The organism is Brevibacillus sp. SAFN-007a (genome assembly GCF_051967035.1).
In the GTDB taxonomy this organism is placed as follows: Bacteria; Bacillota; Bacilli; order Brevibacillales; family Brevibacillaceae; genus Brevibacillus.
In genome coordinates this window covers 1-17,762 of record NZ_JBQCKK010000035.1, presented here as the reverse complement: position 1 = coordinate 17,762, position 17,762 = coordinate 1, and the positions used below count along the sequence as shown (strand labels likewise).

The following is a 17,762-nucleotide window of genomic DNA, read 5'->3' as shown; positions in this document are numbered from 1 at the left end:
ATGGTTGAAGAAAATGAAAAACGAAGAAAAAACGAGAATAAGGGAGTCTGACTCAAATATTGAGGGGTTAAACCGGTATGTAACGATATCACTATCCCACTCCTTAGCATGTGTCTCCCTCCGAAGATTAACTTGGCCGTTAATTACGAAGGGGATATATTCGCTAAGGGTGGGTCATTTTCTTTCCGGCGAACCTGGGTCAATTATATCCCGGCGGTGACACTGCATAACCTTTATCGAAAGAGGATGGACTCCCTTCGCATATAATCCACCACTATAAATGGCAAAATCTTCGCCAAAATAATGACGTGTAAAACCCTCTGCCATCTGACTGCGGCACGAATTACCGGTACAAAGAAAATATATGATTTTCTTGTTTCCCAACATGAAGAGAACCCCGTCATGCTTCAAACAACTTTTCCAAAGCTTCTCTTTGTGCAGGTTTGATGTTGACTGCGGGACGAATATCTTTTACTTTTTCCTCTGCCTCCTGGAGTGTTGTGCTTAAGCCAAGAGTGAGATGCACTCCCGCTGCTACTGCTCCCGTTCTACCGCGCCCACCATTACAATGGAACGCAACCTTCTTTCCACTTTTATAGGCATTCACTACTTCGTCGATCGCTTGTTTAAAGAGAACATCCTGATTCGTGATGGCATTATCACCGAGTACAATCTGTATCCACTGAACATCAGGATTTGAAAATGCGGGTTTCTCTGCTTCTCCACGTAGATCTACTACCACTTCCACTCCCTCTTGTTTAATCATGGACTCAACATCCGCTGCCCCACCAAAGAAAATATTATCATCCACCAATGCTTGATATGATTTCGGTTCGGGCATGCTCCAATCGTGAACGGCATTTTCTTCGAGAAATTTCTCACAATCAAGTGCTGCCATACATCCCGTTCCAGCTGCAGTAATCGCTTGGCGATAACGATGGTCTTGGACGTCACCACACGCAAATACTCCAGGGATATTGGTTTCCGTTGTACCAGGGGTTACGACAATATAGCCTGTTTCGTCCGTTTTGATTTGACCTTGGAGGAAAGCAGTGTTTGGTCGATGCCCGATCGCAACAAAAATACCCTCAGTCTCGATGATTTCTTCAGTGCCAGTGTCGTTATGTTTTACTTTGAGACCCGTTACTCCCTTTTCTCCTGCAATAACCTCGATGGGAGTACAATTCAAACTCCAGGTAATTTTGGGGTTTTTACGAGCTCGATCTTGCATAATTTTTGAGGCTCGAAGTTCGCTTCTACGATGAACAACTCTTACCTCTGTTGCAAATCTCGTCAAGAAGTTGGCTTCCTCCATCGCAGAGTCACCACCACCGACAATGATGACCTTTTTCCCTCTGAAGAAGAAACCATCGCAGGTAGCACATGTGCTTACACCACGTCCGATATTCTCCTTCTCACCTGGAATTTCGAGCAACTTTGCAGAGGCACCCGTTGAGACGATCAAGGTTTCCGTTTGAATTTGTTCCGATCCATCTATCGTTAGCGTGAAAGGGCGTTTCGTAAGGTCTGCCTTCGTTACCCAACCTCTTTGAAATGTCGCTCCAAACCGTTCCGCTTGCTTACGCATGTTTTGCATAAGTTCAGGTCCCATAATTCCTTCAGGAAACCCAGGGAAGTTTTCTACTTCCGTTGTCAGGGTCAATTGACCTCCTGGTTCATTTCCCTCAATGACAAGCGGATTCATGTTTGCACGAGCAAGATAAATTGCGGCAGTAAGTCCTGCAGGACCAGTTCCAAGGACAACGACTTTTTGCATGATTATTCCTCCTGAGGTGTTTAGTAAAATACCCCTCATGCTAGAGGGGTATGTGATTGAACTAGGTTCAATTGGTGCTGATGTAGATGGTGGTGCACAGCATAGAGATAAATCCCGGTCTCGGAATCTTCCTTCGTGTAGAATATCTCCCATGCATTTCAATCTGGATCATACTCCCGCACTTTATCCTGCACGGTATAGAAGCAAGTCGTATTCATTTCATCGATGGTAAGAAGCTTTTCCTGACGGAGCCTTTTGCCCCATTGCAACCACATCTTCTGTGTTATCTACTTGGAAGCCCAAGTGGTTTAGTACACCTTATTTCTCAAAAAGGACGTACATTCAGGAAAAAATGCAGGGCTGGCGAGTCCAGTTCAAATTTGGCGTAGTTCTCTTTTACCTTTGTCGGTTCCGCACTGAAGAAGATACGTTAAAACTGTATTGATGCTTCTAATGTTGTTCCTCCTTATTTGCCTTCAGCAAGGAACTGTTCGATTCGGGCTTTAATGGAATCACGAACGGTACGGAATTTTGCCATGATTTCATCCTCGGTTCCCGTAGCTTTCGCGGGATCATCAAAACCCCAGTGCCATTTTACTGCGTTCTTGTTGGGGATCATCGGGCAATGCTCATCGGCATGACCGCAAAGCGTAATCACATAATCAGCACGAGCGAGGGTTTCTGGATCAATCACATCGGATGTTTGACTGCTGATGTCTACACCGGCTTCTTTCATTACCTGTACGGCGCGGGGATTCAGCCCATGTGCTTCCAGACCGGCACTTTTTACTTCATAACGGTCACTGCCTAATGCTTTCAGGAAGCCTTCTGCAATCTGACTGCGGCAAGAGTTTCCGGTGCACAGAAAGTACACGAGTGGTTTTTTTTCCATGTGTTTCAATCTCCTTTACGATGTTATCGATGTCGGTTATTAGGCAACAATTTGCAACCACAAATAGAGTCCCACCAGCGTGATAAACAGCGTCGGGATCGTCAGAACGATACCGGTTTTGAAGTATTTTCCCCATGTAATGGTTACATCTTTACGGGATAAGACATGCAACCAGAGCAGTGTCGCCAGTGAGCCAATGGGGGTAATTTTCGGACCCAAGTCGCTGCCGATTACGTTGGCGTACACCAATGCTTCCCGGATGACGCCGGACGTCTGTGTCCCCTGAATGGCCAGCGCGTCAATCATGACGGTGGGCATGTTGTTCATGATGGAAGACAGGACTGCGGACAAGAAACCCATGCCAACCGTTGCGGCAAACAGTCCCTGATTGGCAAAAGTTTGGATCAACTGCCCCAACATGTCGGTCAGACCGACATTACGCAAGCCATACACGACAACGTACATCCCAATGGAAAAAACAACAATCGCCCAGGGGGCTTCTTTAATGATACGTTTTGTCTCAATGGCCTTACTCCTTTGTGCAGCCAACATAAAGATGATGGCTGCCACTCCTGCTGTAACCGAAACCGGAATGGCGACGATTTCGTTCATTAGGTAGCCTGCAAGTAGGATAGCCAGAATGACCCAGGACAACCGGAACAGGCGAACGTCTTTTAACGCTTCATGGGGTTGTTTCAGCTGGGATAGATCGTACTGCTTGGGAATATCTTTTCGGAAGTACAAGTACAGGACAAGTAAACTGGCTCCCAGTGAGAAGAAGTTAGGAACAATCATGCGTGACGCATATTCAACGAATCCAATGTCAAAGTAATCGGCAGAAACGATGTTGACCAGATTGCTGACGATAAGCGGTAACGAAGTGGTATCCGCAATAAACCCACTGGCCATGATAAAGGGAAGAATCATCTTGTCTGGAAACTTCAATGCCCTCACTTGCGCAAGAACAATCGGCGTAAGAATCAGCGCTGCTCCATCATTGGCGAAAAAGGCTGCAACGGCGGCTCCCAAGAGAACCACATACACGAACATCAGTCGGCCGTTTCCTTTTGCTAACCGCGCCATATGCAAGGCTGACCACTCAAAAAAGCCGATGTCGTCTAAAATCAACGAAATCAAGATAATAGCCACAAAGGCAAGCGTCGCGTTCCATACAATGCCGGTTACCGTAACAACATCTGTAATACTTACCACGCCAAACAACAAAGCCAAGATCGCTCCGCCCGTTGCGGACCAACCAATGTTCAGTCCCTTCGGTTGCCAAATGACGAAGGTCAACGTCACGGCGAAGATCAGAAAGGCACTCCAGATGGCAAACATGATCTCTCTCCCATCTTTTTTCTATTCGCAGGTCACCAACAACCCCTGCTCTCCCAGTTTCTCAAATTCATGGGAATAATCGGGCAGGTTGCCCAATGCATGACATACTTGTTCAAACCGTTCTTGGTTGATGGAATAAAAAACCCATTGCCCCTTTCTTGTTTCAATCACCAGGTCCGCACTTTTTAGACGGCTCATGTGTTTGGACACAGCCGGTTGGGAAATCCCAAAGATGGGGACCAGTTCGCAGACGCAACAGCTACGGGTATTTAACAAGGCGATGATTTTTAGCCTTGTCGGGTCAGCTAATGCTTTCAATGCATTGACTAATGTCTTCGTGTCCATGTCCAATCTCACACCCTCCTCTCTCGACACAATATTATTATAACCATATGGTTATTTCAATATGAAAAACGGCTTTCCCCCAAGTTTGGGCATTCTTGATTCCAAGTTCACTTTATTATGTGATATCGATCAAATTTTTTTCTTGATAATTTTTTAGTTGCATTTTGCAAATAAAACGTATATAACTTAAGCAGAGGTGATTTTCCATGGAAAACCTTCGAGAACTATTCCAAATCATGACCCGCCGTTTCGGATTTCTCAATAAATACTGCTGCATCTCAGGCGGCCGGGAGATTTCCTTGATTCAAAGCCACATTTTATATGAAATCGAACGGCAGCACAAACCATCCATGCAACAAGTATCAGAAGCGTTGGGGACAGACATTACAACGTTTAGCCGGCAGATCCAAACGTTGATGAAAATGAATCTGGTGAAAAAAACACCCGATCCGGAAGATCGACGGGTACATATCCTTTCCCTTACACCAGAGGGAAAAGAAGTGGCCGCGACAATCGATCAGCAGATGAACGCTTACTTGGATGAAATCTTTTCGCATATGAACGAGTTTGAAAAAGAGACTGTCATTCGTTCCATTAAGTTGTTGAATGAGGCGATGGCCAAAACCGACAAGTGTTGTACTACTCCCTTGGGGTAGTTTCTTTTCAACATAATACTTGCATTTTGCAAATAAAAAGACAAGGGTGATGATCATGTTTTGGGATGTATTGGAAAGTTTCTTCTCGATTGCCATTGAGTTAACCCTTTTATTTGTGGCAATTTCGCTCCTGATTAATCTGATTCAAGGATTTATTCCTTATGACAAATTGAATCAGTACTTATCAGGCAAAAACACTGTCTTGGGCGCGCTGGCAGCTCTGCTCTTTGCTTTTGTCACGCCGTTTTGCTCTTGCTCCACCATTCCCGTTGTCGTGAACCTATTGAATAAGAAAATTCGTTTTGGCATCGTGATGGTGTTTTTGTTCTCCTCCCCTGTCCTTGACCCGACCATTATCACGCTGATGGGCGCCATGCTGGGTGTCAAAGTAGCTGTAGCCTATACCGTGATTACCTCTGTATTGTCGGTCATGATCGGTTTTACCCTTGAAAAGCTTGGATTCGAAAAGGCTGTGAAGCGAGTGGTTATGACCGGTTTTGAAGAAAAAACGAACACATTCAGTTGGAAAGCAGCTTGGTCGGAGACGGTAGGGCTAATGAAAACCGTCTACCCCTATCTGATCATTGGCGCGGCTATTGGATCGGTCATTCATGGCGTGGTTCCAACTGAATGGATCTCCTCTATGTTTGGCGGTAACCAGTGGTGGTTGGTTCCTGTGGCTGCAGCCATTGGAATTCCGTTATACGTTCGTCTGTCGATGATGATTCCCATGTCCCAGATCCTGATTGCCAAAGGCATGGCAATTGCACCGGTCATGGCCTTGATGATCAGTTCTGCCGGAGCCAGTTTGCCTGAAGTAACACTGTTGAATACCATCTTTCAGAAGCGATTGGTTGCTGCTTTCGTGGCTTCTGTTATGATGATGGCTACCCTATCCGGCTTCCTGTTTTACTTCATTTAAAGGAGGTGATATCTATGGGTTTGTTGAAAAAAATCTTTGGTAAGCAAGGATCTTGCTGCGATGTGAAGATTGAAGAAGTGAAAAGCGACAAAGAATCGTGCTGTAATGTAAATATTGAAGAAGTGAAGAACGACAAAGAGAACTGCTGTGATCAAAAATAAAGAAACAGGATTTTGGGGGAAAGGCCATGAAACAGGTTACGATTCGGAAAGCTCAGCATCACGATCTGGGGTCCATCCTTCACATCTATAACCAGGGAATTGAGGACCGGATTGCCACGTTGGAGTTGGATACAAAAGACTTAACTTATATGGACAACTGGTTTCAAGAACATCAAGGTCGATATACCGTACTTGTTGCTGAAGTGGAGGGATCAGTTGTAGGATGGGCCTCCTTGAACCGTTATTCTCATCGTTGTGCCTATAACGGCGTAGCTGACCTTTCCGTCTATGTAGATCGCCGTGTACGAGGCCGTGGGGTGGGTAACCATTTACTCGAAGCATTAGAAACAGAGGCGAAAAACAACGGATTCTATAAAATCGTTCTCTTTACATTCCCCTTCAATGGCCTCGGGCAGGGACTATATCGAAAGAGGGGCTTCCGGGAAGTCGGCGTGTTTGAAAAGCAGGGCATTCTGGACGGCCAGTTCGTTGACGTGATGGCGATGGAAAAAATCTTATAGCTCCTAATGCTATCGGCTCTTCATGTTGAGGAGCCTTCTTTTTTTACTAATCAAATGGATAGAAATTTTCCAGTTAGAAGTTTCGTATCAAAAACATCCCCCCAATAATAACATGCAAGTCCGGATATCAAGGTCTACACGCTGAATCGCCTTGAAATAAGGGCGCTTTTTACCATTCCCTTTTACTTTTCTTCAACCCCATCTTTTCTGCAACCATCGTTCCAAACAAAAAGAGGTTACCCTTCGGATCAAATTCATTGTCCCGACGTAACCTCTTAGTCACTTTACACAGTTATTCTTTTACCCTTAGTAAGCGTAATCCGTTCAACGTAACGATAAGAGTCGCTCCCATGTCGGCAAAGATGGCAAGCCACAGTGTGAGCCATCCTGGAACAATTAACAGTAGTGCTACCAGCTTAATTAAAAGCGAGAAAGCAATGTTTTGTTTGATGATACTGAGTGTTTTTCGACTCAAATTAATTGTAAACGGCAGTTTGGTCAAGTCGTCGGCCATTAGTGCGATATCGGCTGTTTCTAGAGCCGTATCGGTTCCGGCACCACCCATGGCGATCCCTACATCAGCAGTGGCAAGTGCCGGCGCGTCGTTGACACCATCGCCCACCATTGCTACTTTCCCATGTGCTTTCAGCTGTTTAATGGCCTCCAGCTTATGCTCAGGCATCAGTTCCGCCTTTACCTCATGAATTCCAATCCGTTTTCCAATTGCCTCCCCGGTTGCACGGTTATCCCCTGTAAGCATAACGGTTTTCGTTATACCCAACTCTCGAAGTTTTTGAATTACGTTTTTACTGCTTTCCCGGACTTCGTCGGCAACGGCAATTAGGGCAAGTATCTCATTTTCCGTTCCGAGTACCATAACCGTTTTTCCTTGTTTTTGCAAACCTTCGATTTCGGCTTTTATTTTTTCGGTTAGGTTCGAAGTATTCAACTCGGAAAACAAATTCGGACTGCCGATGTAGTACAGTTCCCCTTTTACTTTTGCCTTTACCCCTTTACCAGTAATGGATCGGAACTCTTCTACTTCGGATGACAAATCGACGTTTTCGTTTTCAGCTTTGCGGATAATTGCTGAAGCCAGTGGATGTTGGGACCCTTTTTCGATGACGGCTGCAATAGCCAACAATTCATTTTTCTCTTGACCACCATAGGTGATAAAGTCCGTAACCACTGGTACCCCTTTCGTCAAAGTTCCTGTTTTATCAAAAGCGATTGCAGACAATCGTCCTGCTTCCTCCAAATGAATGCCACCCTTAATCAAGACACCGTTCTTTGCGGCATTCCCAATGGCAGTGACAATCGATACAGGTGTGGAGATCACCAGCGCGCACGGACATCCTACCACTAGTAACGCCAATCCTCGGTAGATCCACTCACCCCAACCGCCTCCAAGTAGAAGCGGAGGAACAACAGCAATGCCCAGTGCTAAGATCATAATCGCTGGCGTGTAATACTTTGCAAATCGGTCAACGAATGCTTGAGACGGAGCGCGTTCCGCTTGCGCTTCTTCCACCAAATGAATAATCTTGGAGATCGTCGTATCCTCAACCCGTTTTGTTACTTTGACTTCAAGAAGCCCCTCTTCGTTTAGCGTACCTGCGAACACTTCATCACCAACGGTTTTTGTGACAGGTACAGATTCCCCTGTAATAGCAGCTTGATTGATGGTGGATGTTCCTTTGATTACAACCCCATCCATGGCAAGTTTCTGCCCTGGTTTGACGATCATAATGTCGCCCACTTGGATGTCGTCCACATGAACCATTAGCTCTTCGCTACCACGACGGATTAACGCTTCTTTCGGAGCGATGTCCATCAACGAACGAATGGATTGTCGAGCTTTTTCCATGGAGTAACGCTCCAATACTTCACTGATCGCAAAGAGGATGACTACTGTTGCTCCTTCACCCCATTCACCAATCGCCGCCGCCCCTAATATGGCTACGGTCATGAGAGTGTTCATATCGAACTGGAGACGGAACAAGTTTTTAATCCCTTTAATGAAAAGCTCATAGCCGCCGATGAGAATGGAAGCAGCATAGACTACAGCAGTAAGGACATGTTCTTCCCCGAATTGCTGACCCAACAGGTATCCAAAGAGTAGAAGGACAGCTGAAAGCACTACTTTACCGTGCGCTTTCCAGAACGGTTCTTTCTTTTCTTCAACCCGTTCACTTTCGGGTATAATCTTCAGATTTTCAAATGCCCCTGCTTTTTCTAGTTCCTCGACAGTTGCTTCTCCAAAAACAGTTACCTTCGAAGCTCCAAAGTTCACTTGTGCCTCTTGAACGCCAGGCAGGTTTTTGACGTTCTTCTCGAAGATGGCTGCACAGTTGGTGCAGGTAAAACCTTGAACCCGATAGACCTTTTTTTGCTCTGCATTACTTCCCATGGGTCACGACCTCCTGACTATGTGTCGAAGCAATTTGAACAAGCTGTCGTACATGTTCATCTTCCAACGAGTAGAAAACCAATTTCCCTTCCTTGCGATATTTTGCTAATCCCAATTCTTTTAACATCCGCAAATGATGGGAAGCCGTTGCCATCGAAGACCCGATGATGTTGGCTACATCACATACGCAGAGTTCATCTTCTTGGCATAACGCGAACGCTATCTTCATGCGTGTTTCATCCGCTAATACCTTAAACATCTTTGCCATAGTTGGGATGTCTTGTTGACCAAGAGTCTCTTGGACACGACGAACCTTGGATTCGTCATAACAATAAATTTCACATGTATCTTTTTCTTTCATGAAATCACCTCCGACAATCAAACCATCGTTTGATCATTATTATCATAAACCATTATCCTTATACATTCAAACGAACTTTTGAATGTATGTGTGCATAAATTAAAAAGCTGTTAGGATTTACCTAACAGCATCTAATTACTTTTAAGTGAATTATGTACAATCTCATCAAGATATAGGCAGAACAAATCGACTTGCAGCAAACATGTTATCTATCCTATCTTACTCTCCAGCTTATTGACTCCCTTCTTTCCCACGCCTCCAGCAATGTGATGTCGTCCGGGGCTGGATCGCATCCACTCGATACTCTTTTCCCGAGCCAACGCGGCCAGTACCTCCATCACGCCGCTACGACTGCGCCCGGTTTTTACGCACAGCTCATCCACTGTCGGCGTGCGCCGACGACCAACGGAAAAGTTGGCGATAATGCGCAAAACCTTTCGCTCGATGTCAGACAGCATGGAAGCTCACTCCCAATGATGCGAACATTTGTTTGTATTATATGCGAACAAGGACGAACATGCAAATAAAAAATCTCCACATTAGTGGAGCATCGGTAAGTTATTTTCCCTGGGGTCTAACAGTTTTGGAGACCATCCAGGTCCACCGTCAAGAAACATCAGCGTGCCTCTTTCTCCCCAATCGAATTGAACTCATCCGGCGCAGCTGTCTGCTTTCCAGTCTGGGCCGCTTTCGGCAACGAGAAGGACACCACTCCGTCTCGATCTGGCCGAGGTCGCCTTTTATTGGTTGCCACGCGCTGTCGTTATCAACCGATCAAAGAGCAGACGCCCTTCTTCATTCCTCGGGTCCTGCGTCGCCCGTTTCCGTTACCAGCGATCCGCCCGCAACTGTCATCCAGGCGACGAACTACATGCAGTCTTTCCGGTGCCCTGGCAAGGCCTCATATCAGAGAATTTACCGAATCGAAAACACCAGTTTTCTGCCTTCCTTCTCGATCTTGACTCTCTCTGAATGCTTCAGCGCCTTTTGGAGAATCATGTACGGATTCGCCCATTCGACTGCCCGACGTTTTTGCAGTTCCCCGTAAAGTTCTGTCAGTGTCAGCGGTGCTGCCGCTTCCTCCAAAATCGTTTCTACCTCCCTGGCTATTCCCGGATAATCATGATGCTGATACGGCTTTCGGGCTTTACCCGCTCGCTGTGCCTGTATCTCATGGGGAACCGCCGATCCACTTGTTGTTTCTCCTTGCTGATCATCCGTGCCAGAAGGTACACCATACCGCTCGTCCAACTCACGGATTCGGTGTAAGATCTGCTTGATCTCCTCCCCCAGTTCTTTGTCTCGTTCCATATACTCTCTTCTTAGAGATAGTCGTTGCTCAAGCAGAGATTGCAATGTCATATGTAGTGCCTGACGTTCGTTAAATGTTGTAGACATATTCGACTCCTTTTTGATTGTTTTTTTTGAGTAATTTGATATCTTCAATATTTTTTCCTGCGATTCTTACCACAACAACCATCCATACACTGACGTGTAACAGTCAGGTGAACCGAAACAGTATCCGAATAGTACTACGTTTTCGCAGCAAAAACAAAAATCGAGTGCCCATTTCCTGGACACTCTCAACCTTCTTGAATCCTTTCCCCACGCATGTACATTTTTTTCGCGTGGAAGAACGTCACGTGTGTAGACAACGTTCTCTCCCCAAACAATTCATTCAAGTAACCGGCCACTGCCTGCGCTGCAAACCGGTTGGTAATCAACCGCTGCGGCTCGGATGCAATCACCTGGGAACATGCCATTCCAGAAGGAGCAATCTCGTCCTTATCCTCCAATATGTCTGGAAAGCGGCCGGCCACCGGTTCCAGAAACGTTTTTCCGTTCAATCTCAATCCGGCTACTACTTGTCCTGTCCATCCAGTATTCGCGTGACGCTGCTTCTCCTCCTCCGTCCACTCTTCTCGTGGTCGGCGGTCACGAGGAACCCAGGCAGCTTCCACTCCCACATCGATGTAGAGCAGCTTTTCTTGACTGAGAAAGTAACTGTGCATGACCTGGCGTGTGTAGTTGTTATCTACTGCGCCGATCAAAATCGGAAGAAAAAACGTGTCCCAACTGTAACAGCCTCGATAATCCGTAAACTGAAACAATCGGTCTAACGTTCTTTCATCCTCAATGTACCGTTCATCAAACGCAGCGATCGGCACTTGATAATGGCTGCGGTACCGGTTAGCCAGTACCGCAGCTTTCTTCTGTCCGACATCCTTTGGTATAAAGAGTTGATTAGCCAAATTCTTTTGTTCTACCGTATCCGGATCGGCCACCAGGTAAAACCCCTGTACCTTGAATATATTCATCATTTGAGCGCATTGCTGCAGAATATATCCGCCATTTGCGCCTGCGCCGATCTGAACGATATAGTAAAAGATCTTCTTCCGTTCGTTAAACCGTATCATCGTCTCACGCTCCTTTCACGGACACTTGAGGAAAGTCCAAGCTCGTCGGAGACTCCAACGGTGATTCAAAGACGAAATGGGGATTGATGATCAGATACTCCCCGTCCAGACACGTCCTCACCAGGATTTGCGGGAAGAAATCCAGCACCCTTCCCACAACCGCGTAGAGGATTGGCGCCTGCTCAGATCGATCATCTTGGGAAGAAAAGTAGGCTTCCATCGTATGGTGAGAGTGGATTTCCATCACTTTCACGACGTTTTCCACGTAAGCTACTTGCTCAGTTGGTTCACACATGTCTCTGCACACAATCTGTGCCGGAATCACCAGTTGGTACCCTTCTTCTCCCCAGTAAATCTCGCCATGAACCTCAGCGCCATGTGTCCGGGCGAAGTAACGGGCAACAATCAAAAACTGCGTCAGAATCCCCCAGGGAATCCTGGGGAATTTTAGACGCACACCTTCTACCAACGTCGGAACACTAGGAACCTTCCGAGCCCTTTTGCAGATTGTTAACGCTTCTGTTTCGCGGATATGGTACATATGACCATCAGCTCCGGGAACATACATGTTGGACCGGCGATTTGCCACAGCATCCTCCAACTTCAGATAGACACCATGTCGGCGTTCCAAGATCATGCCGCTTCCTTTCTTTCGTGCGGTTAGAACAGGGATAATCATATTCTTTTCCTTGATGAATGTCATCGTTGTTAACTCTTCAGTTAGTTCGCCAAAGTCATTCTCCATCCGTTTCCTCACGTCTTCGCCAGTAATGTTCCTCAACTTCTCTTCGGTGTTGTCTCCTTTAGTTTGTTCATCAGTTGGAGAACTGTCTGGAAGACCATTCGTGATTTCTTCCGGTGTAAAGTAATCGGTCAGAGGAATGTTCTCCCCGCCATACCGGATGATCGTCTCGGTGTTTAGTTCCCATGTTTCCGGTTCACTTTTCGTGACAGATACAGCCGTTTTCTTTTGGTCCTTGGAAGCTATCCGTGATTTAGTGGCTGCCGTCGTCCTTTTGCCTTTTCCTGTGTCATGGATGGCCTCCGGTTCCTCTTCTCCTAAAAAGCTGAACAAAGTTTCTTGATACAGTTTGTCAGTCATGTTTTCCATGCCTCCTCTTGGATTTATTTCATAAAAAATAAAGACTGTAGCTTTCGCTAAAGTCTTTGATCTACAGTTCTTGGCAGTATTGTCCAAACGTTTGTTGCTTGGATGTTAACCATTCCTCTGGAAAATCCTGCCCTTGCATGCGATTGTATAGCTCCCGCAAATCACTGAACCCGGATTCGTTCCGTTTCGTATCGTAATAGCAGGTAGAACTGGGGGCCGCAAAAAAGACCTGGTGCATGGTAGCAAGTTGAGCCAAGTCTTTGATAACCGGCAACGGATTTCCCCCCATACAAACCACACCATTCGATACATTCGCGTAAGGAAACTTGTATAGTTCGGTGTCCTCGCGAATCCTCCCCTTGTCCTTGAAGGCCAAAATGTGCATCTGTTGGATGCGACCTTCCCGGATTCGGTACCCAAACAACATCCGTGGGAATCCCACTTGTTCAAAAGCGGTGTTGTAGTAGGCAATGTCCCATTTTCCTTTCGGCACCTCGATAAATACCATCTGGATCTTCTGCGCTCGATTAATCCAAATGTGTTTGACGCAGTTGATGGGCAAGGTAGGAGTCTCAATACGTATCGCCGGATTTTTCATCCGTTTTCTTCCGATGATTTTCCGTAGTCGTTTCCGTTTCTGAACCCCAAGGATTCTCATTGGCTTTAAAATCTCCGATTCAGAATTTCGGATGGACTCGACAAAGTCATCAAAACTCATCACGTATTCGTCTACCTTTACACCCTCCGATGAGGTTACCTGGACAGTACAGTATGGTATGTGCTGCGTAAAATCATCACTGAACTTCACAGTGAAATGAAGCATACCTCGCACCTCTATTTCCTTTCATGTATTGGGCATACACCAACAATTTATCGAGTGACTTCCTGATCTGGATGAGCTCTTGAATGAACTGATTGAAATAGGACGGACTTTCGTGGAACTCGATGATAAAGCCCATTTTCTTCAGTTCGATGATCATCTCAGCTCCCGTCCAGTCGCAGACAACTCTCTTGTTCCATCGGAGCTGTCTTTCGACCCATTCTTTTGTAAACACCCCAAGAAGTTCTTCGACGTCTGGACAAAGGACGACAAACTTCCGGATGTCATATGACCCGTCTTCCTCTTCTTCCTCAGCGCAAGCACCAAACAGTCGCTCCGTTGCCATAATAAAAATATCTCCTCCCATGTTTTCAAATGCGTAATCCGTTACCCAGCACCCCATGTCGGATACCCGGTACCCAGCATCGTGAAGGAGCTTTAACGAAAGCAAATTATCTAAGGACGACTGAATGACTTGGCAATCCTCGATACTAAACATCTCAATGCTCTCCCTCAGATAAAATCGTCTTCTTCTGCATACTGTTTCTTCCTAGAATGAAGCAGTGTGTAAATGTTCTGCGTGCTCCTGACATACTCATAGATTACGTTGTACCAATTGGCCCGCTCAGTCTCTTCATCATAGATGTCCTCCATCGAATACAGCGCGTGAGCTTCATTGTATACGTAATCCAGTTCGTCCAGTGTGAAGCTGTCGAAATCGACTTCTGATGCATCGGCGCCGGCATACAGGTATTCGACGATGCGAAACATACCAGGAGTTTGCATACGTGGAATTTTTGATGAGATGCTGCGGTCCTGGAGTTGTTTTAGGAACTCATTGGTAGAAAATCTCCTTTTCTTCATAGCTAATGCATCCTTTCAAAAACACAGAAGGGGAATGAAATCCCCTTCTGCTCTGTAAATTATGCCGATCGCACAGGTAGTATTAAGGCAAACCCTGGTTCATTACCTGTTGGCCGGATGATAATCGGTGCATTTGCTCCTGATGCTTGAAACATGACTTCTTTGGCCTTCATATGGCGTAACGCTTCCAGAAGATACTTCGTGCTGAACTTCATCTCCAAAATATCGCCTTCGAGATCCGAGATAAACACTTCCTCCTGCACTTTTCCCATTCCCTCCTGACTGGCCGAAATGAGAAGAGAAGGCATTGCGGATGGTATCACCTGTAAGCGACACATATTGGCTTTTCCTTCTTTGGAGACGATACTCACCCGTTCCATTACCTTGACTAATTCATCCCGATTTGCCACAAATGTTGTTGAAAAATTTGTCGGGACTACCCTGGATGTTTCCGGGTAGGTACCAGAAATCAGTCGTGATATATATGTCACGTTTTGGTGCGTCAATCGCATCGAGTTTTCTGTGCAGTGGATGGTGACCTTATCGGCAGCATCTTCAATTAGCTTTATCATCTCTACTGCAGCGCTCGCAGGCAAAATCATCTTCGGTAACTTCAGTTCTTGATCCAGTTGCACTGTCCAAGAGCTCAGCCTATGAGAATCCGTTGCGACAAACGTTACTCCCTTTTCCTTGCTAAAGATATGGATGCCCTGCAGGGTGGGTCGCATTGACAATACCGAGCAGGCGTACTCCAAACGTAACCCGTTTGCCAAATCCGCTGCTTGTAACTCAACACAAACGCCGGTATCGTCCAACGAAAAGGATGGGTACTCATCAGCTTTCATCGTCTTTAGCTCGAAAGTCGATTTCCCCGCGGCAATGGAGATTTCATTCTCACCCATTTTCAGTTGGATCTCACCCGCCGGCAGCTTACGCACAATGTCCAGGAATATTCTTGCCGGTACGACGACCGCACATGATTGAGACGATGAGCAATTGTTTTCCTCCGTTATCCGGATGGTGTTATCCGTATCCGAACCGGTAATGGTCAAAGATTCTCCCGTGAAATGGAGATGAAAACCGGTTAGAATCGGAATCGTCGTCTGTTTTGCAACTGCTCGGTACGCTTTCGACAGATCAGCAACTAAACGGTCTGAATCCTTGATCACGATTTTCTTCTTCATGCTTCCTCCTACTCGAACCGGGGCCGAGTGGCCCCATAGTTCGAGCCACACGTTTTCTTACCCCGGTGGTAGGTAGAATCATTTTGGCAAATACGTTACCTTACCGTACTAAAAGTACCTCTGTTCTTTTAAACTAATATACTTTCCATCCCCGATAATGACGTGATCAAGCAGGCTAATACCAACCACCTCTCCTGCTTGCCGCAAAATTTGCGTGATCGAAATGTCTTCCTTACTTGGGGTTGGATCTCCGCTCGGATGATTGTGCAGACAAATAATCGATGCCGCGCTCCTCTTGATCGCCTCTTTAAAAATCTCACGGGGATGCACAACCGATGAATCCAAACTTCCTATAAAGATCGTCTGCTTACCGATTACACGATTTTTTGTATTCAGAAACAGACATATAAAATGTTCCTGCGTTAAGTACCTCATTTCAGGCATCATTAGTTCCGCTACATCACGCGGGAGACGAATGGAAATCCTTTTCTCTCTTGGGCTGGTTACATATTTGTGTGCCAATCCAAAGGAGGCGACGATCCGCTGTGCTGCCATTTCACTGATAGACGCAAGTTCCATGATTTCTTGGGCAGACATCGAAGCGAGTTGTTGAATCCCGATGCCAGTTAACTTTTGAATGTTTGCAGCATCTGCTTCGTTTCCAATAATGATCGTCAACAGATCGTTCAAATTCGCTTCCTTCGTCCCGTAGAACGTGATGCTTTCTTTGGCTTTTTTGACAAATTCAGTTACGATGAAATCGTATTGAAACATTTCGATTTGCTTCACCATTCCTCCCTACTCAAACCGGGCCGTGTGGCCCAAAGTTTGAGCCACACGTTTTATCGCCTCGGTGGTAGGCGAAATGTAATGTTTTTTCATGCCAGTTAGCTCATCTACATTCGATGTAACTTTCTGGCTTTGTTTCGAGATACAATGTAAACCTACACTCCCTGCAAAAGTATTTTCTGTCAGGATTGTTTTGTTCAGCTTCATCCTCCAACATGATCTGAATGAATGACTTCCTTTCTGCGGTTTTCCGAATGATCGCCTTAAGGGTTGACATGGTAAGGACTCCATTGATTACGAAATGAACCTGATACTGAACCATGAGAGAAGAGCTATCGTCGAACGGTTTCATCCCGCTTTTTAGGGTTGAAAGCAGTAAACTAATCACATTCCAGATTCGTTCGTTTGTTGATTGTCCTACTGTAATCGACTCTTCGGGTTCAATATAGGTTTTCCATAAGGCAGAAGAGACCGCTACCGGAATTCTGATCCCAATCTCTTTAGCCGTATCCGATACGTCGACTAATCTTCCTTCGCATATGGCTCGTTGGAAATCCTCAAACGTTTCCAATTTCATGACTGGCAATCCTCCCCCTCGGATAAATAAAATAAGCCAGCACCTCCTTTGAGATACTGGCTTACGGTCCTTTGCAGTTTCCGCTGCAATTAATATACAAGCTCTTCTGGTATTCCCTTCTCCGTTATTTCACCTTAGAGGAACGGAATTGCTTACCGGACATGACACGAAAGACACCGTGTTCTTTCATCTGCTCTTCATCCCATCCCGTCTTTTTCATGAGCTTCGTTGCCTCAGTTGATCCCAGCTTGAAGAAATCAAACGGATTCAACCCTTTTTCCCGTATATGTCGGGCAAGAGCTTCCCAATTCCCTTCCCACGAATACGACGGAACAAAATCAAATTGGGTGTCTCCCACTACGACTTTTCCATTTTGCTCAACATACTGCTTTAGCTCTTCCTTCTTGGCTTTCAATATCGCTTCCAAATGTAGAATCTCAGCCGCCAATTGTTGAGCCTGGTTGTGATTTTCTTCTTTGTTTTCTTCCGGAAGATCCACTGGGATTGTTCCTTCATCAACCAACGCTGCCGCTTCGATATCCATCGGTTCATCCCATGGAAAAATCACCGTTTGACCGTTCATGTTCATGCAATATTCCTCCTCCATTTTGATCATG

22 protein-coding genes and 1 pseudogene are annotated in these 17,762 nt (G+C 45.9%); 4 read left to right on the top strand and 19 right to left on the bottom strand.

The features are described 5' to 3' along the window. Window positions 1-174 precede the first annotated feature (174 nt). The 6 genes and pseudogenes from ACTHO6_RS20685 to ACTHO6_RS20660 all read right to left on the bottom strand — a co-directional run bounded on the left by ACTHO6_RS20685 (window position 175) and on the right by ACTHO6_RS20660 (window position 4,352). Complete coding sequence (locus ACTHO6_RS20685; protein ID WP_440243675.1) at window positions 175-387, bottom strand: arsenate reductase/protein-tyrosine-phosphatase family protein; 213 nt, start codon at window positions 385-387, stop codon at window positions 175-177. Between the two features lie 13 nt (window positions 388-400). Next, window positions 401-841, bottom strand: a complete 441-nt coding sequence (locus ACTHO6_RS20680) for a protein-tyrosine phosphatase family protein (protein ID WP_281274233.1) — start codon at window positions 839-841, stop codon at window positions 401-403. Next, window positions 842-1,777, bottom strand: a pseudogene (gene trxB / locus ACTHO6_RS20675) (thioredoxin-disulfide reductase); the annotation flags it as partial. Between the two features lie 466 nt (window positions 1,778-2,243). After that, entirely contained in the window at window positions 2,244-2,669 is a 426-nt protein-coding gene (gene arsC, locus ACTHO6_RS20670) for an arsenate reductase (thioredoxin) (RefSeq protein ID WP_122905067.1), read from the bottom strand. 39 nt (window positions 2,670-2,708) lie between these two features. Then, the gene (locus ACTHO6_RS20665; RefSeq protein WP_204519543.1) at window positions 2,709-4,007 is read right to left on the bottom strand and encodes an arsenic transporter; all 1,299 of its coding nucleotides are present in this window, start codon (window positions 4,005-4,007) and stop codon (window positions 2,709-2,711) included. A gap of 21 nt (window positions 4,008-4,028) precedes the next feature. After that, complete coding sequence (locus ACTHO6_RS20660; RefSeq protein WP_143864391.1) at window positions 4,029-4,352, bottom strand: ArsR/SmtB family transcription factor; 324 nt, start codon at window positions 4,350-4,352, stop codon at window positions 4,029-4,031. A 206-nt stretch (window positions 4,353-4,558) separates the two neighbouring features. Between ACTHO6_RS20660 and ACTHO6_RS20655 the strand changes: the two genes are divergently transcribed. Genes ACTHO6_RS20655 through ACTHO6_RS20640 form a run of 4 tightly spaced genes read left to right on the top strand, consistent with a single transcriptional unit; the run spans window position 4,559 to window position 6,612 of the window. Beyond that, window positions 4,559-5,008 (top strand): MarR family winged helix-turn-helix transcriptional regulator, encoded by a 450-nt coding sequence (locus tag ACTHO6_RS20655; RefSeq protein ID WP_122905065.1) that lies wholly within the window; start codon window positions 4,559-4,561, stop codon window positions 5,006-5,008. Window positions 5,009-5,063: 55 nt separating this feature from the next. Continuing rightward, window positions 5,064-5,930 (top strand): permease, encoded by an 867-nt coding sequence (locus ACTHO6_RS20650; protein WP_204519544.1) that lies wholly within the window; start codon window positions 5,064-5,066, stop codon window positions 5,928-5,930. Between the two features lie 14 nt (window positions 5,931-5,944). Further along, window positions 5,945-6,091 carry a hypothetical protein gene (locus ACTHO6_RS20645; RefSeq protein WP_170163441.1) on the top strand — a complete coding sequence of 49 codons (147 nt, stop codon included), beginning with the start codon at window positions 5,945-5,947 and terminating at the stop codon, window positions 6,089-6,091. Between the two features lie 26 nt (window positions 6,092-6,117). Beyond that, window positions 6,118-6,612 (top strand): arsinothricin resistance N-acetyltransferase ArsN1 family A, encoded by a 495-nt coding sequence (locus tag ACTHO6_RS20640; RefSeq protein WP_238504412.1) that lies wholly within the window; start codon window positions 6,118-6,120, stop codon window positions 6,610-6,612. Between the two features lie 292 nt (window positions 6,613-6,904). On the opposite strand, the gene ACTHO6_RS20635 is transcribed toward ACTHO6_RS20640, so the two are convergent. The 13 genes from ACTHO6_RS20635 to ACTHO6_RS20575 form a co-directional block, all read right to left on the bottom strand. Beyond that, window positions 6,905-9,022, bottom strand: a complete 2,118-nt coding sequence (locus ACTHO6_RS20635; RefSeq protein WP_204519547.1) for a heavy metal translocating P-type ATPase — start codon at window positions 9,020-9,022, stop codon at window positions 6,905-6,907. Continuing rightward, complete coding sequence (locus ACTHO6_RS20630) at window positions 9,012-9,383, bottom strand: ArsR/SmtB family transcription factor (protein ID WP_122905062.1); 372 nt, start codon at window positions 9,381-9,383, stop codon at window positions 9,012-9,014. The genes ACTHO6_RS20635 and ACTHO6_RS20630 overlap by 11 nt, the downstream gene beginning before the upstream one ends. A 209-nt stretch (window positions 9,384-9,592) precedes the next feature. Next, window positions 9,593-9,841 carry a hypothetical protein gene (locus ACTHO6_RS20625; protein WP_238504249.1) on the bottom strand — a complete coding sequence of 83 codons (249 nt, stop codon included), beginning with the start codon at window positions 9,839-9,841 and terminating at the stop codon, window positions 9,593-9,595. Between the two features lie 457 nt (window positions 9,842-10,298). Beyond that, window positions 10,299-10,781 carry a hypothetical protein gene (locus tag ACTHO6_RS20620; RefSeq protein ID WP_440243670.1) on the bottom strand — a complete coding sequence of 161 codons (483 nt, stop codon included), beginning with the start codon at window positions 10,779-10,781 and terminating at the stop codon, window positions 10,299-10,301. A gap of 185 nt (window positions 10,782-10,966) precedes the next feature. After that, entirely contained in the window at window positions 10,967-11,800 is an 834-nt protein-coding gene (locus ACTHO6_RS20615; RefSeq protein WP_204519549.1) for a ThiF family adenylyltransferase, read from the bottom strand. A gap of 4 nt (window positions 11,801-11,804) precedes the next feature. Continuing rightward, complete coding sequence (locus ACTHO6_RS20610; RefSeq protein WP_238504247.1) at window positions 11,805-12,902, bottom strand: Mov34/MPN/PAD-1 family protein; 1,098 nt, start codon at window positions 12,900-12,902, stop codon at window positions 11,805-11,807. 70 nt (window positions 12,903-12,972) lie between these two features. After that, window positions 12,973-13,629 (bottom strand): prokaryotic E2 ligase family D protein, encoded by a 657-nt coding sequence (locus ACTHO6_RS20605; protein ID WP_238504253.1) that lies wholly within the window; start codon window positions 13,627-13,629, stop codon window positions 12,973-12,975. Between the two features lie 76 nt (window positions 13,630-13,705). Continuing rightward, on the bottom strand, window positions 13,706-14,230 hold the full coding sequence (locus ACTHO6_RS20600; protein ID WP_238504246.1) for a hypothetical protein: 525 nt from the start codon (window positions 14,228-14,230) through the stop codon (window positions 13,706-13,708). Between the two features lie 14 nt (window positions 14,231-14,244). After that, a complete protein-coding gene (locus ACTHO6_RS20595) occupies window positions 14,245-14,595 on the bottom strand; it encodes a hypothetical protein (RefSeq protein ID WP_044899234.1) in 351 nt (116 codons plus the stop codon). A 59-nt stretch (window positions 14,596-14,654) separates the two neighbouring features. Next, window positions 14,655-15,779 carry a DNA polymerase III subunit beta gene (dnaN, locus tag ACTHO6_RS20590; RefSeq protein WP_238504245.1) on the bottom strand — a complete coding sequence of 375 codons (1,125 nt, stop codon included), beginning with the start codon at window positions 15,777-15,779 and terminating at the stop codon, window positions 14,655-14,657. Window positions 15,780-15,887: 108 nt separating this feature from the next. Further along, entirely contained in the window at window positions 15,888-16,553 is a 666-nt protein-coding gene (gene radC, locus ACTHO6_RS20585) for a RadC family protein (RefSeq protein WP_274388673.1), read from the bottom strand. Window positions 16,554-16,671: 118 nt separating this feature from the next. Continuing rightward, a complete protein-coding gene (locus tag ACTHO6_RS20580; protein ID WP_238504244.1) occupies window positions 16,672-17,145 on the bottom strand; it encodes a DUF6573 family protein in 474 nt (157 codons plus the stop codon). A gap of 124 nt (window positions 17,146-17,269) precedes the next feature. Further along, window positions 17,270-17,762: hypothetical protein (locus ACTHO6_RS20575; RefSeq protein WP_440243665.1), on the bottom strand; the 493-nt coding region annotated here is incomplete at its 5' end.